The sequence below is a fragment of the Curtobacterium sp. 18060 genome (genome assembly GCF_902706105.1).
Lineage (GTDB): Bacteria > Actinomycetota > Actinomycetes > Actinomycetales > Microbacteriaceae > Curtobacterium.
The window spans coordinates 19373-33291 of the sequence record NZ_CACSJV010000042.1 but is presented as its reverse complement, the minus strand read 5'-3'; the positions used below and the strand labels follow the sequence as shown (position 1 = coordinate 33291).

The 13919-nt window shown below is 71.7% G+C and carries 16 protein-coding genes; 8 read left to right on the top strand and 8 right to left on the bottom strand.

The annotated features are described in order from the left end of the window. Nucleotide 1 precedes the first annotated feature (1 nt). From GVL05_RS15670 to GVL05_RS15660, 3 genes are read right to left on the bottom strand one after another with little or no spacing between them, the layout of a single operon-like run. Entirely contained in the window at nt 2–709 is a 708-nt protein-coding gene (locus GVL05_RS15670) for a zf-HC2 domain-containing protein (RefSeq protein WP_159573720.1), read from the bottom strand. Continuing rightward, nucleotides 706–1221 carry a sigma-70 family RNA polymerase sigma factor gene (locus GVL05_RS15665; protein WP_123294523.1) on the bottom strand — a complete coding sequence of 172 codons (516 nt, stop codon included), beginning with the start codon at nt 1219–1221 and terminating at the stop codon, nt 706–708. The genes GVL05_RS15670 and GVL05_RS15665 overlap by 4 nt, the downstream gene beginning before the upstream one ends. After that, nucleotides 1218–1907, bottom strand: coding sequence for a YceI family protein (locus GVL05_RS15660; protein WP_159573719.1), 690 nt, complete (start codon nt 1905–1907; stop codon nt 1218–1220). The genes GVL05_RS15665 and GVL05_RS15660 overlap by 4 nt, the downstream gene beginning before the upstream one ends. 67 nt (nt 1908–1974) lie before the next feature. Between GVL05_RS15660 and GVL05_RS15655 the strand changes: the two genes are divergently transcribed. The 3 genes from GVL05_RS15655 (at nt 1975) to GVL05_RS15645 (ending at nt 4362) form a co-directional block, all read left to right on the top strand. Then, nucleotides 1975–2313, top strand: a complete 339-nt coding sequence (locus tag GVL05_RS15655) for a hypothetical protein (protein ID WP_159573718.1) — start codon at nt 1975–1977, stop codon at nt 2311–2313. A 109-nt stretch (nt 2314–2422) separates the two neighbouring features. After that, on the top strand, nt 2423–3433 hold the full coding sequence (locus tag GVL05_RS15650; protein ID WP_123294520.1) for a TerC family protein: 1011 nt from the start codon (nt 2423–2425) through the stop codon (nt 3431–3433). 71 nt (nt 3434–3504) lie between these two features. Beyond that, the gene (locus GVL05_RS15645) at nt 3505–4362 is read left to right on the top strand and encodes an NAD-dependent epimerase/dehydratase family protein (protein WP_159573717.1); all 858 of its coding nucleotides are present in this window, start codon (nt 3505–3507) and stop codon (nt 4360–4362) included. A gap of 92 nt (nt 4363–4454) precedes the next feature. On the opposite strand, the gene GVL05_RS15640 is transcribed toward GVL05_RS15645, so the two are convergent. Next, a complete protein-coding gene (locus GVL05_RS15640; RefSeq protein WP_235036009.1) occupies nt 4455–5468 on the bottom strand; it encodes a DNA-3-methyladenine glycosylase in 1014 nt (337 codons plus the stop codon). A gap of 88 nt (nt 5469–5556) precedes the next feature. On the opposite strand from GVL05_RS15640, the gene GVL05_RS15635 reads away from it, so the two are divergent. From GVL05_RS15635 to GVL05_RS15615, 5 genes are all read left to right on the top strand, one after another. Further along, nucleotides 5557–6585: a 6-phosphofructokinase gene (locus GVL05_RS15635; protein ID WP_111083779.1), complete on the top strand. Its 1029-nt coding sequence runs from the start codon at nt 5557–5559 to the stop codon at nt 6583–6585. 142 nt (nt 6586–6727) lie between these two features. After that, on the top strand, nt 6728–7705 hold the full coding sequence (locus tag GVL05_RS15630) for an MDR family oxidoreductase (protein WP_131880885.1): 978 nt from the start codon (nt 6728–6730) through the stop codon (nt 7703–7705). A gap of 88 nt (nt 7706–7793) precedes the next feature. After that, on the top strand, nt 7794–8501 hold the full coding sequence (locus tag GVL05_RS15625; RefSeq protein ID WP_123294516.1) for a GntR family transcriptional regulator: 708 nt from the start codon (nt 7794–7796) through the stop codon (nt 8499–8501). Between the two features lie 19 nt (nt 8502–8520). Further along, nucleotides 8521–9351 carry an ABC transporter ATP-binding protein gene (locus tag GVL05_RS15620; RefSeq protein ID WP_235036008.1) on the top strand — a complete coding sequence of 277 codons (831 nt, stop codon included), beginning with the start codon at nt 8521–8523 and terminating at the stop codon, nt 9349–9351. A gap of 142 nt (nt 9352–9493) precedes the next feature. Continuing rightward, nucleotides 9494–10087: a hypothetical protein gene (locus GVL05_RS15615; RefSeq protein WP_111083775.1), complete on the top strand. Its 594-nt coding sequence runs from the start codon at nt 9494–9496 to the stop codon at nt 10085–10087. Nucleotides 10088–10313: 226 nt separating this feature from the next. On the opposite strand, the gene GVL05_RS15610 is transcribed toward GVL05_RS15615, so the two are convergent. The 4 genes from GVL05_RS15610 to GVL05_RS15595 all read right to left on the bottom strand — a co-directional run bounded on the left by GVL05_RS15610 (nt 10314) and on the right by GVL05_RS15595 (nt 13886). Continuing rightward, a complete protein-coding gene (locus GVL05_RS15610) occupies nt 10314–10778 on the bottom strand; it encodes a DIP1984 family protein (RefSeq protein WP_123339224.1) in 465 nt (154 codons plus the stop codon). Between the two features lie 92 nt (nt 10779–10870). After that, the gene (hemL, locus tag GVL05_RS15605) at nt 10871–12202 is read right to left on the bottom strand and encodes a glutamate-1-semialdehyde 2,1-aminomutase (protein ID WP_159573716.1); all 1332 of its coding nucleotides are present in this window, start codon (nt 12200–12202) and stop codon (nt 10871–10873) included. Next, on the bottom strand, nt 12199–13254 hold the full coding sequence (hemB, locus tag GVL05_RS15600) for a porphobilinogen synthase (RefSeq protein ID WP_268839581.1): 1056 nt from the start codon (nt 13252–13254) through the stop codon (nt 12199–12201). The genes hemL and hemB overlap by 4 nt, the downstream gene beginning before the upstream one ends. Next, on the bottom strand, nt 13251–13886 hold the full coding sequence (locus GVL05_RS15595; RefSeq protein WP_235036010.1) for a uroporphyrinogen-III synthase: 636 nt from the start codon (nt 13884–13886) through the stop codon (nt 13251–13253). The genes hemB and GVL05_RS15595 overlap by 4 nt, the downstream gene beginning before the upstream one ends. Nucleotides 13887–13919 lie beyond the last annotated feature (33 nt).

The following is a 13919-nucleotide window of genomic DNA, read 5'->3' as shown; positions in this document are numbered from 1 at the left end:
GTCAGAGGTCGACGACGGCGAGGGCTCCCTGTTCGCCGCGGAGCCGCACCTGCACGCTCGCGATGTCGTCGCGCGGGATGTCCGTCGACGCCGACAGTCCCTTCGCGTCCTCGCCCGCGGCCGTCCACGAGCCGACGATCTGCGCGGTGCCGTCGGACCGCACCACGACGAGGTCGTACATGACCGAGCCGTCCGCCGCCCACTCCTTGCCGCCGTACGAGCAACCCCAGTCGAAGCGGGTGCCCCACTGTTCACCGCTGACGGCCAGGTCGACGTCGAATCCCTGGGCGCCGGTCATGTCGTAGCGGTCCGCAGTCGCCGATGCCGAGACGTCACGTCCGGCCTGCACCGAGCCGCGGTCCCCCGCCGTGCCGACGGCGAGTCCGCCCAGGACGGCAGCGACCACCGCGAGCCCCGCGGTGGCGGCGACCCAGACCCGGCGACGGCGGCGACGGTGTCGAACGCGGTGCGCGACCGAGGCGAGGGTGCTCTCGGAACCGGTGTCGGGCCTCCCGTCCGGTTCGGCGATCTCGATCGCCTGGTCGGCCGGCAGCTTGGCGAGCAGACCGGGCAGGCCGACCAGCTCGGCGACGGCGGCCGTGCAGCGGTCGCACGTCTCCAGGTGCTGCTCGTACTCGAGCCGTTCGTCCGGGCTCAGGGACCCGAGCACGTACGCCGCGTCCCACTCTGCGTACCGGTCGTCGCTCATCGGGTCACTCCTCGTTCCTGCAGTGCGAGCCGCAGGGCTCGCAGCCCGTAGTGCAGCCGCGACTTCGCGGTGCCCTCGGGGATGTCGTGTCGTCGTGCGATCTCCGGCACCGTGTGGCCGAGCCAGTAGGCGTCCACGACCACGCGGCGGTGGTCCGGGGAGAGCGATGCGAGCGCGTCGGCCACGACGATGCGGTCGAGCACGGCGTCGGTGCGGTCCGACTCGGCGCGGTCGACGGGGTGTTCGGTGCCGAACTCCCGGCGGTTCCGAGCCGATCGCGCGTCGTCGACGACCAGGTTCCGCGCGACCGTGAACAGCCAGGCACGGGCGCTGTCCGGCGCGCGTTCCAGCACCGCTGGGCGCTGCCAGGCGCGGACCATGGTCTCCTGCACGACGTCCTCGACCGCCGAGCCGTCCCGCGTCAGGTGCCGGACGTACCGGGTGAGCGCGTCACCGTGCTCGCGGTACAGCGTCGCGAGCAGCTCGTCGGCGGAACGACTCGACACGGTCACTTCTGCAGGTCGAGGGAGAACTCGACGGAGCCCTTCCCGTCCACGGTGACGAAGCCGAGCGAGGGCGACTTCACGCCGTAGTCGGCGAACGTGATCGGCACCGAGCCGGCGACCTGGACGGTGCCGGCCTTGCCGACCGCCACCTGCGCGTCGGCGGTGACGGACTTCGTGACGCCGTGCAGGTCCATCGTGCCGGTCAGGGTGACGTCCTGCGTGCTGCCGTCGAGCGCCTTCGAGACGTCGACGGGCTTCGTCAAGGTGAACGTCGCCGTCGGGAACTTGTCCGTCTCCAGCGCGGTGTCGCGGAAGTAGGCGTCGCGCGCGGACTCGGGGGTGGAGATCTTCGCGACCTGGACCGTGACCGTCGCCGTCGCGAGGGAGCCGCCGTCGACCTCGGCGGTGCCCTCGACGTCCTTCGTGCGTCCGACCACGTTCACATCATTCCCCTGCAGGACCTCGTGCACCCGGTAGCCGGCGTACGAGGTCTTCGTGCTGGTCCAGGTGCCGTCGGCGTCCGACGGGTCGAGGCTGGCCGACGACGTCGCTTCCAGGGAGGGAGCTGCGGCGGCCTGTCCGTTGACGGTGTTCGCGTAGATGGACGGACCGGCGATGACGGCGGCGGCCGCGATGACCACGACGCCGGTGGAGATGCCGATGATGACCTTGGTGCGTGTGCGGAGTCCCATACCCGGTCAACGAGGTGGCAGTCTGGATCGTTCACCGTCGACGGGACGACGATGCCGAAGGAGGTCGATGCACGTGGAACTGGTCATGCTGCTGGCGGCCGTCGGCGTCTCGATCGGCACGATCGTCGTCGTGCTCCGACGTACCAGGGATGCCGGATGGGTCCGGGACGCACAGCTGACGATGAACGCGAGTCCAGGCTGGACGGTGGTCTCGCTGGTGTTCCACGGGCTCGGAGCCGCAACGGGGTTCGTCATCGGTTCGGTCTTCATCGCCGGCGGCCACCCGGCGGCCGGATGGGTGTTCCTGTGCTTCGGCGGGATGCTCGGTGTGCTCGTCGGAGTACAGATCTGGGTCGCACGCCGGCCGTTCCCACCGGACCCACCGGTCGACGGCCCCGGTCGCTGAACGCGGGACGCGGTCGCTCGGCGCGCGAACGTCCCCGACACTAGAGGGGACAGCACCCGAGCCCGGCCGTGCTCGACGGCCCGCCCACCACCAGCAAGGAACGCACCAGATGCCCGAACTCCCCGTCGTGTTCGAAGTCGGCTCGCTGATCGCGATCGTCGCGATCCTGCTCGCCGACCTGCTCATCGTCGCGCGCCGGCCGCACGTGCCGACGCTGCGCGAGTCGGCGACGTGGGTGGGCGTCTACGTGGGGCTCGCGCTGGTCTTCGCGGTCCTGATGCTCGTGTTCGCGGGCGGCGACTCGGCGGGCGAGTTCCTGGCCGGTTGGCTCACCGAGTACAGCCTGAGCATCGACAACCTGTTCGTCTTCGTCATCATCATGGCGCGGTTCTCGGTGCCGAAGAAGATCCAGCAAGAGGTGCTGATGCTCGGCATCATCATCGCGCTCGTGCTGCGCGGCATCTTCATCCTCGTCGGTGCCCAGCTCATCGAGAACTTCTCGTGGATCTTCTACATCTTCGGCGCCTGGCTGATCTGGACGGCGATCCAGCAGCTCCGCGGCGAGGACGACGCCGACGACCAGAAGGACAGCTTCATCGTCCGGCTGCTCCGCCGTCGGGTGCGCCTCACCGACACGTTCGACGGCATGAAGTTCCGGACCACCCACGACGGCGTGCGGCACTTCACCCCGTTGCTCATCGTGCTCATCGCCATCGGCACCACCGACCTGCTGTTCGCACTCGACTCGATCCCCGCGATCTTCGGCATCACCGAGAGCCCGTTCATCGTGTTCACCGCGAACGTCTTCGCCCTGATGGGTCTGCGGCAGCTGTACTTCCTGCTCGGTGGACTGCTCGAGCGGCTCGTCTACCTGAAGTACGGGATCGCGGTGATCCTCGCGTTCATCGGTGTGAAGCTCGTCCTGCACGCACTGCACGACAACGAGCTGCCCTTCCTGAACGGTGGCGAGCACATCGAGTGGGCGCCGGAGATCAACACGTGGGTCTCCTTGATCGTGATCATCGCCGCGATGGCGCTGTCGACCCTGGCCAGCGTCGTGCGGATGCGCCACGACGGCGTCGAGGCGAAGGACGAAGAACCCGCTCGTACCTCGGACTGACGGAAGGCGCTCTGAGTGGCAGCGGGCCGGGTGCGGGAGCGTCCACCAGGTGTCCGTGCCAAGGTCGACGGGTGCACAACAACGACACCGTCGTGATCGCCGGCTGCGGCGACCTCGGGACCGAAGCCGGCCTCCGCTTCGCGCAGCAGGGACACCACGTGATCGGCCTCCGACGCCGCGCCGAACTGGTCCCGGCCCCGATCACCGGCCGCAGCGCCGACCTGCGGCACGAGGTCCCCGAGATCCCCGCCGACACCTCCGTCGTCGTCGTGGCCTTCGCCGCGGGCAGCCGTGACGTCGACGAGTACCGCGCCACCTACGTCGACGGCCTGCGGAACGTGCTCGACGGCATCGACGCCTCGGACGCCGAGCCACGCCTGCTCGTGGTGTCCTCGACCGCGGTCTACGACGTCGACGACGGCAGCGAGGTCACCGAGGACACCCCGGTGCACGGTGCGACCCCGACCGCCGAGGTCCTGGTCGAGGCCGAGGCGCTGCTGCGCGACCGTGCTCCCGACGCCGTGCTCGTGCGGCTGTCCGGTGTCTACGGTCCGGGCCGCGAGCGCCTGATCGACCAGGTCCGCTCCGGTTCTGCGCGGTTGGCTCCGGGTGCCTCGCCGCACACGAACCGGATCCATCGCGACGACGCCGCCGCGGCGCTCGTGCACCTGGCGACCGTGGAGGACCCGGCGCCGACGTACCTCGGCACCGACGACGAACCGAGCCGACTCGACGACGTGCTCCGGTTCCTGGCCGACGAGCTCGGCGTTCCCGAGCCCGTCACCGGTGACGGCGGTGCCCGGCAGTCCGGTGGTGACAAGCGCTTGTCGAACGCGCTGCTCCGGTCGACCGGCTGGGCGCCGCAGTACCCGACGTTCCGCGAGGGCTACCGCGCCGTGTTGGCCGGCGAGGGCGTCCGCCACCCCTGACCCGGCGCGACACCGGTTCTCCGACAGGACACCACGTGATCACCTGGTGTCGTGTCGCGAAACAGGTGCGGACGGCCGCCACCCGCGACCGCTCAGTGCCCGCGGTGGTCCTGGATCGTGAGCCGCGGCCCGAACGACGGCTTCCGGAACCCCGAGCCGCCGATCAGCCGCACGACCCGTTCCCGGTGCCCCCGCCACGGCTCGAGCAGCTCGAGCATCCCGTCGTCGTCGACCGGTCCCCCGGTCAGCGCCCACCCGACCAGCGCGGGGACGTGGAAGTCCCCGACGCTCGGCGAATCGGGGTCGCCGTGGGAGCGCTGCGCGGTCTCGGCAGCCGTCCACTTCCCGATGCCGGGGATCGACTGGAGCCGCGCCGACACGACCGAACCGCCGCGACCGAGCGTCAGCGTCCGTTCGAGCGCCGGAGCCACACGCACCGCGCGCATCACCGTCGCCGACCGTCCGGGCTCGATGCCGGCCTTGTGCCACTCCCAGCTCGGGATCCGCGCCCACTCGTCGGCCGTCGGCGGCACGATGAGACCGTCCGGCGCGGGACCCGGCGCGGGCGTGCCGTACCGCCGGAGCAGGTACCGCCATGCGCCCCACGCCTGCCGCGAGGTCACCTTCTGCTCCATGATCGCCGGCACGAGCATCGCGACGACGGTGTTCGTCCGGAGCAGCCGGAGTCCGGGCTGCCGGTGTCGGGCGGCAGCGAGGAACGCGTGCCCGGAGACGTCGAACCCGTCCCAGTCGTCGCCGCGACCGAGCAGCTCCGGCGCGTGCTCGACCGCCCACGCGGCACCGTCGCCCCACGCCGAGACCGCGATGGTGTCGCCGGCCGGCCGGATCGCAACGGCAGCGGGGCCGGTGGGCGTCCGCAGGGCGAGCCACACGTCCGAGCCGACCACCTTGTAGGCGGGGTCGCCGGAGCCGCGCTGCAGGGGCCGCAGGGTCGACGTGACGTTCACCGGGCCTCCCGGTCGGTACACGGTGTCGACGCGAGACGCATCGCCGGACGCACCAGGAGCACCGGATGCGTCACCGGACGCACCAGCGGACGCGCCGGACGCGTCACCGGACGACGAGGCGGAGTCGAGCAGGGTCACACCGGGATGGTAATGCGCAACCACCGTCAGTCATGATGGTCGCAGTCCCCCACGACCCCCACCCGCACCACCCGACGACGGAGTTCCCATGCGCATCGGCATCCTCACCTCCGGAGGCGACTGCCCCGGTCTGAACGCGGTCATCCGCGCGATCGTCCTCAAGGGCATCGCCATCCACGGCCACGAGTTCGTCGGGTTCCGGGACGGCTGGCGCGGCGTCGTCGACGGCGACATCGTCCCGCTCGGCCGCAAGGACATCCAGGGCATCGCCAAGCAGGGCGGCACGATCCTCGGCACCAGCCGCACGAACCCCTTCGAGGGCCCGAACGGCGGCGTCGAGAACATCTCGAAGACCCTGGACCGCCACGGCATCGACGCCATCGTCGCGATCGGCGGCGAGGGCACGCTCGCCGCGGCGAAGCGCCTGACCGACGCCGGGCTGAAGATCGTCGGCGTCCCGAAGACGGTCGACAACGACCTGGGCGCCACCGACTACACGTTCGGCTTCGACACCGCCGTCGCGATCGCGACCGAGGCGATGGACCGCCTCCGCACCACCGGCGAGTCGCACTCCCGCTGCATGGTCGCCGAGGTCATGGGCCGGCACGTCGGCTGGATCGCCCTGCACTCCGGCATGGCCGCGGGCGCGCACGCGATCCTGATCCCGGAGCAGAAGACGAGCATGGAGCAGATCGCGAAGTGGGTGCGTGCCGCCTACGACCGCGGGCGCGCACCGCTCGTCGTGGTGGCCGAGGGCTTCGTCCCCGACCACGAGGACAACGCGCACACCGAGCGCGGGCTCGACGCCTTCGGGCGTCCGCGGCTCGGTGGCATCGGCGAGCGCCTCGCGCCGCTCATCGAGGAGATGACGGGTATCGAGACGCGTGCCACGACCCTCGGGCACATCCAGCGCGGCGGAACGCCGACCGCGTACGACCGGGTGCTGTCGACGCGGCTCGGCCTGGCGGCCATCGACTCGGTGGTCGAGGAACGATGGGGCCGGATGGTCGCCCTGAAGGGCACCGACATCGTGCACGTCTCGTTCGACGAGGCGCTCGGCGAGCTGAAGACCGTGCCGCAGGCGCGCTTCGACGAAGCCGCCATCATGTTCGGTTGAGCGCTCGCTGCACGCGTACCTGGCCGTTTCGGGCGTACCTGGTCCTTTTTTCCGGCCCGGTACGCCCGGTTCCGCCAGGGATCGCACGCGTTCTGGGAAAGAACGGACCGCTGGCCGGGAGGCCCGGGGTAGCGTCCGGCGCATGACCCGCGCCGTAGTCGTGTCCAGTTCAGCCCCGCCCACCGTCGCCGACGTCGACCTGCCCGATCCGACCGAGGGCGAAGCCCTCGTCGACGTCACGTACTCGAGCGTCAACTACAAGGACGGCCTCGCCCTCGCCAGGAACCCCGGCGTCGCGCGGGTCGACCCGCTCGTGCCCGGCATCGACGTCGTCGGGACCGTGTCGGCGCTCGGACCGGGTGTGCACGACGTGTCGATCGGCGACCGCATCGTGCTGAACGGTGCCGGGCTCGGTGAGACCCGGCACGGTGGTTGGGCGCAGCACGCCGTGGTGCCGTCCGGTTCCCTCGTGGTCCTGCCCGAGGCGATCGAGGACTCGTTCGCGGCGGCGATCGGCACGGCGGGGTTCACGGCGATGCTCAGCGTGCTCGCGCTCGAACGGTTCGTCGAGCCCGGTGCCGGGCCGGTGCTCGTCACGGGTGCGTCCGGCGGGGTGGGGACGGTGGCGATCGCCCTGCTCGCCGCGCGCGGGTACGAGGTCACCGCGTCGACGGGCCGGAGCACCAACGAGGCCTCGCTCCGACGCCTCGGCGCGACCGAGGTCGTGGACCGGGGTGCCCTGTCCGAGCCCGGCAAGCCGATGCAGCGTGCCGCGTGGGCCGGCGCCGTGGACAGCGTCGGCGGGGCCACCCTGGCGAACGTGCTGGCCGGCACCCGGTGGGGTGGAGCCGTCACGGCGTGCGGGCTCGCGCAGGACTCCGCGCTGCCGACGACGGTGCTGCCGTTCATCCTGCGTGCGGTGTCGCTGCTCGGCATCAACTCGGTGGACGCCCCGTCCGAGCTCCGGCACCGGGCGTGGGAGCGGTTGGCGACCGACCTCGACCCGGCGCTGCTGGCGGGTGTCACCCGGACCGTCACCCCGGAGCAGGCGATCGAGATCGGCGCCGAGGTGGTCGCCGGTCGGGTGCACGGACGCACGGTGGTCGACGTGCGTGGCTGATGTTCTGGGATGCTGTTATTCCGCAAACGTTTGCATATTGACACGTTAGGGTTTGGATACCAAACGTCCGTGACACGAGGAGTCCGTCATGCCGGTACCCAAGTCGACCGTCGAGAACTCGCCGCGCAAGCTGCTCCGCGACGTGGTCCTCGAGAAGATGTTGGCCGCGATCCAGGACGGCACGCTGCAGGCCGGCGAACGGCTCAACGACGACGAACTGGTCCAGTGGCTCGGGGTCAGTCGCACGCCCATCCGTGAGGCGATCGCCAAGCTCGTCGACTACGGCTTGGTCGAGATGGAGGCGAACCGGTACACCCGGGTCGCGTCGCCCACCGCCAAGCAGTTCGACGACACCATCCAGGTGCTCGCCGGCGTCACGGAGCTCGCCGCCCGCTGGGCCGTCCCGAAGCTCGACGACGCTGCGGCCACACGCCTCGTCGACACGCTGGAAGCCCTGCGCACAGCCGCCGAGCAGGAGCGCGCCGGCGACGTCTCGACACAGGTCGGCGCGGTCGTCACCCAGTTGATCGGTGCGGCGGACAACGACCTGCTGGTCCAGCTGTCGACCTCGCTGCTGCCCCGCGCGAACTTCCTCGCCCTGACCCACCAGAGCGGCATGTTCTGGGACGTCAAGCACTTCGTCGACCCGCTCCGTGCGGCGATCTCGAAGCGCGACGGCGAAGCAGCGGCCGCGGTGATCCGTTCGCTCAGCAGCACCGTCGAGGAGCACACCGTGCAGGCCCGCGCGTTCGTCGCCGAGGGCGGCGCGCTGGCGGACGGCACCGAACGGCGCTGACGTCGGCCACGATGGAGTCGTGACCGACACCGACCAGTTCGGCGCCGCGGGCGCCCAGTTCAGCGCCGACGGCGTCCTGCTCCGTGCCGAGGGCGTCCGTGTGACGCGCTCCGGCCGCGACCTGCTGCACGTCGTCGACCTGACCGTCCGCCGCGGTGAGCACTGGGCGCTCCTCGGACCGAACGGCGCCGGCAAGTCGACACTGCTCGCGGTGCTCGGGGCGACGGGCCACCCCACGGCGGGCACGGTCGAGGTGCTCGGCCGACGCCTCGGACGCGTCGACGTCCGCGAACTCCGTGAGCACATCGGCCACGTCGACCCGCGGCACCGGATGCTCTCCCCGCTCACCGTGCTCGAGACGGTGCTGACGGGCCTGACCGGCACCACCGACCTCATGATGCGGTGGGAGCCCACGGCCGCGCAGGTCGCACTGGCCGAGCAGCACATCACCGACGTCGGGCTCGCCGCACGACGCGACGCACGCTGGCCTGTGCTGTCCCAGGGCGAACGCGGACGGACCCTCATCGCCCGGGCGCTGATGTCCGAGCCGCAGTTGCTGCTGCTCGACGAACCGGCGACCGGGCTCGACGTCGCAGCGCGCGAGCACCTGCTCGAGACGGTCGACGCGCTGCGCCACCGACGCCCCGAGCTCGGCAGCGTCATGGTCACGCACCACCTCGAGGACCTGCCGGTGTCGACCTCGCACGCGATGCTGCTCCGTGACGGTGCCGTGGTGGCACAGGGCACGGCGGACGAGGTCATCACGTCGTCGGCGGTGTCGCACGCGTTCGACTTCCCGCTCGCGATCCTGCGGTCCGAGGGCCGCTGGGCAGCTCGCCGTTCCGCCTGACGCGTCGCTGGGGCCGGACAGGCGCGTTGCGGCGCTCCGGCCTGTGCTTGGATGGTTGCTCAGGTGTCCGCGGCCCGTTTCGGGGAGGGACCCGATGCCGGATGACGGTGTCAGGCCGCGCACCGCTACGAGGGGGAACACCATGACGAACACGCCGCCGCCCTACCCGGGGTCCGAGCCGCAGCCGAACGCCGGCCCACAGCAGCCCGGTCCGCAGCAGCCGGGCCAGCAGCCCTGGGCGCAGCAGCAGCCCGGCCAGCAGCCGTACGCGCAGCCCGCTCCCGCCGGAGCCCCGTACGCCCCGCCGCCCAAGCAGTCCCGTGGCAAGCGCGTCCTCATCTCACTGCTCGGCGTCGTCGTCGCCGTGGTCGTCGCGTTCCTGGTCCGCCAGGCGCTCACCGCCGCGTTCAGCGACTCGACGGAGGAGAAGGTCTCGAAGGCCGTCGTGCAGATCCGCGAACAGAGCGACCTGCCGAAGCAGGTCGACTCGGTGACGTCGTGGACGGGCGTCGAGGCCGAGGGCAACGCGATCCACTACGACTACACGGTGTCGTCCAGCGTCGACCCGGCGTCGATCACCGAGAGCGCCATCCGCGACTCGGTCGGCCCGACGCTCTGCTCGAACAGCGACACGAAGGACCTCCTCGACGAGGGCGTCGACATGCGGTACACCTACGCGTTCGACGGCACCTCGAAGACGCTCGACACGACCTTCACCAAGGCCGACTGCTCCTGACCCGTCGAGGGTGGGGCGGTGCTGTCCCCTGTCCCGCCCTCGTCGGTCCGGTCGGTACGCGGTTGTGCGTGGTGCGGTGTGCACCGTACCTGGTGCGCCGTACTGGGCTGCGATGTGCACGGCTCTCGCCATGGCGCTGCCCACTGCGCCGACAGGTGACCGGGTTGCCCGCCGGTCGTCGGGTCCGTACCCGCCCCGGTCCGTCTACCGACGCACCGCCCGCTGCTCAGTCGACCAGGGTGACCTCCCAGTTGGTGCGCTGGACGACCGCGTCGAGTTCGCGGATCTCCTTCGCCAGGGCGTCGGCACGCGACCGGAGCTCGGCGGTCGGCAGCGCGGCGAACGTGCGGAGTTCGCTGCGGAGCTGTCGGTAGCCGCCGTTCGTGCCGGCCGTGGCGTCCGCCGCTCCGGTGACGAGCGCGTGCCGCAGCCGCAGGGCATCGCGTCGGGCGAGCAGTGCGGTGACGGTCTGCCCGGACGCCACGGTGGTGCTGGCGTTCGTCGCGTTGATGCGGGCGAGCAAGACCTCGAGCGCGTCGATCGACCGTTCGGCCTCGGCGAGGAGTTCGCGGGCGTCCTCGTCGGGCTCCTCGCCCTCTTGGTAGCGGGCGTTCGCGGCGATGCGGCCGCGCAGTTGCTCGATGCGCTTCTGCAGGTCGGCGCGCTCGATGAGTGCCTCGGCGAGTTGCATGTGGCCAGTCAACCAGCCGAGGCCCCGGCACGGAGCACCGCCCCCTACGCCGCCGCGGCGGCTACTGCCTACGCCGTCGCGGCGCCTACCACCTACGCCGTCGCGGCGGCCGCTGCCTTCGCTGCTGCTGGCAGGGCGTCGAGGATCCGTCCGACGGCCCGCTCGTCGTGGGCGGCCGTGACGAACCACGCCTCGAACACGCTCGGCGGCAGGGTCACCCCGGCGTCGAGCATCGCGTGGAAGAACGGCGCGTACCGGAACACGTCCTGTGCCCGCACGTCGTCGTAGTTCCGCGGTGCAGTGTCCGTGAAGGCGAACGAGAACAGGTTGCCGGCGCGCTGCACGGTGTGGGCGACGCCCTCGGCCGACAGCGCGTCCGACGTGGCCGCGGAGATGACCGGGGCCGTGCGGTTCAGCGACTCGTACACCGACGGCGTCGCGGCCCGGAGCGTGGCGATGCCGGCGGCGACCGCGAGCGGGTTGCCGGACAGGGTGCCCGCTTGGTACACGGGGCCGAGCGGGGCGAGGAAGTCCATGACCTCGCGTCGGCCGCCGAGCGCGGCGAGGGGCATGCCGCCACCGATGACCTTGCCGAACGTGATCAGGTCGGGCTTCCACCCGGCGCCGTCGGGGACGACCTTCGACGCCTCGAGGCCCCACCAGCCGGCCGACCCGACGCGGAACCCGGTCAGGACCTCGTCGACGATGAGCAGCGCCCCGTGCGCCTGCACGATCTGCGCGAGCGCGCGGTTGAACCCGCGCTCGGGAGCGAGCACGCCCATGTTCGCCGCGGCGGCCTCGACGATGACGCCGGCGATGCGCTCGGAGTGCTCGTCGAACGCGCGGCGGACGGCGTCGAGGTCGTTGTACGGCAGCACCAGGGTCTGCGCCGCGGTCTCCTCAGTGATGCCCGCGCTGCCCGGCAGGGCCAGGGTGGCGACACCCGAACCGGCCTCGGCGAGCAGGGAGTCGGAGTGCCCGTGGTAGTGCCCGGCGAACTTCACGAGCAGGTCGCGGCCGGTGTAGCCGCGTGCCAACCGGATCGCCGTCATCGTGGCCTCGGTGCCGGTCGACACCATGCGGAGCTTCTCGATGGGGCCGTCGCCGTCGACCGACACCCGCTGCTTCACGAGCTCGGCGAGCTCGGTCTCGCCCGGGGTCGAGGCGCCGAAGGACAGTCCGCGCGCGGCGGCCTGCTGCACGGCCTCGACGGTGCCGGGGTGCGCGTGTCCGAGGATTGCGGGCCCCCACGACGCCACGAGGTCGACGTACTCGCGTCCCTCGGCGTCGGTGACGTACGCGCCCTTCGCCGACACCAGGAAGCGCGGGGTGCCGCCCACCGAACCGTAGGCGCGGACGGGCGAGTTCACGCCGCCGGGGATCGCGTTCTTGGCGCGGCCGAACAGCTGGTCGTTCGTGGTCATTCGGGGGCCTTCCCGGTCGAGGCGACGCCGGCGACTGCGGCGGTGGTGCCGGCGGTGCGGAGGCCGGCCTCCTGGTTGAGCTTCCGCGCGATGTCGACGGCGAAGTAGGTCAGGATCGCGTCGGCGCCGGCACGCTTGATGCCGATGAGCGACTCCATCGCGGCGGCGTCACGGTCGATCCAGCCGTTCTGCGCGGCTGCCGTGATCATCGCGTACTCGCCGGAGATCTGGTAGGCCCAGACCGGCACGGGCGACGTCGCAGCGGTCTCGGCGAGCACGTCGAGGTAGCTCATCGCCGGCTTCACCATGACGACGTCGGCACCCTCGTCGACGTCGAGCGCGACCTCGCGCAGCCCCTGACGACCGTTGGCGGCGTCGATCTGGTAGGTCCGCCGGTCTCCGACGAGCGACGACGACACGGCCTCGCGGAAGGGGCCGTAGAAGGCGGAGGCGTACTTGGCCGCGTAGGCCAGCAGCGCGGTGCCGGTGTGCCCGGCGACGTCGAGCGCGTCACGCGCGGCGGCGATCTGGCCGTCCATCATGCCGCTCAGGCACACCAGTTCGGCGCCAGCCTCGGCCTGCGCGACGGCCATGTCGCGGTACCGCAGCAGGGTCGCGTCGTTGTCGACGGAGCCGTCCGCCGCCAGGACGCCGCAGTGGCCGTGGTCGGTGAACTCGTCGAGGCACAGGTCGGACTGCACGACCAGGTCGTCACCGACCTCTTCCTTCGCCACGCGGATGGCCACGTTGAGGATGCCGTCGGGGTCGGTCGCGCCGGAACCGGTGGCGTCCTTCGTGGTCGGGACGCCGAACAGGTTCACGCCGCCGATCCCGACCTCCGCGGCCTCGACGAGTGCGCGACGGAACGAGTCGAGCGAGTGCTGCTGCACGCCCGGCATGCTCGAGATGTCGACGGCGTCGGTGGCGCCTTCGCGGATGAACATCGGCAACACGAGCTCGGCTGGGTGCAGCCGGGTCTCGGCGACGAGCCGTCGCATCGCGGGGGTGGCGCGGAGTCGACGGGGGCGGACCTGGGGGAAACGGCCGGTCACGGGTGGCCTTCCTGTTCGGGGGCGGTGGGGTTCAGGGCCTCGACGACGGCGTCGAGCAGGGCTTCTGCGGACCGGGTGGGTCCGACGACGTGGACCGGCAGTCCGGCCGCGCGCGCGTCGGCGGCGGTTCCGGGGCCGATGCAGGCCACGAGGGTGCGGGGGTCGAGCGGGGTCATCTGGCGGGCGATCTCGCGGGCGACGCTGCCGCTCGTCACGAGCACCGCGTCGGGCACCGCGTCGAGGGTGATCGGCTCGTCGCCGGTCCCCACGGTACGGTACGCGACCACGTCGTCCACGTCGATGCCGCGGGCCCGCAGCCCGTGGACGAGGGTCGGCGCGGCGATCTCGGAGCGCGGGAAGAGCACGGTGCCGTCGGTGTCCGGCAGGGCCTCGACGAGGGCAGCGGCCGAGGCCTGCTCCGGCACGAGGTCGACGACCCAGCCCGCAGCACGCGCGGCACGGGCGGTCGGCTCACCGACCGCCGCAACGCGGACACCGGACGGGAGGCCCGCCACGCGTTCTGCGAGCACCGTCACGGCCGTCGCACTGGTCACCACCACCCACGCGTACCCGGCCAAGCGGGCGACGGCACGGTCGAGCGGGCCGCGGTCGAGCGGTGGCTCGGTCGTGATGAGGGGGACGACCCGCGGGTCGAGCCCGCGCTG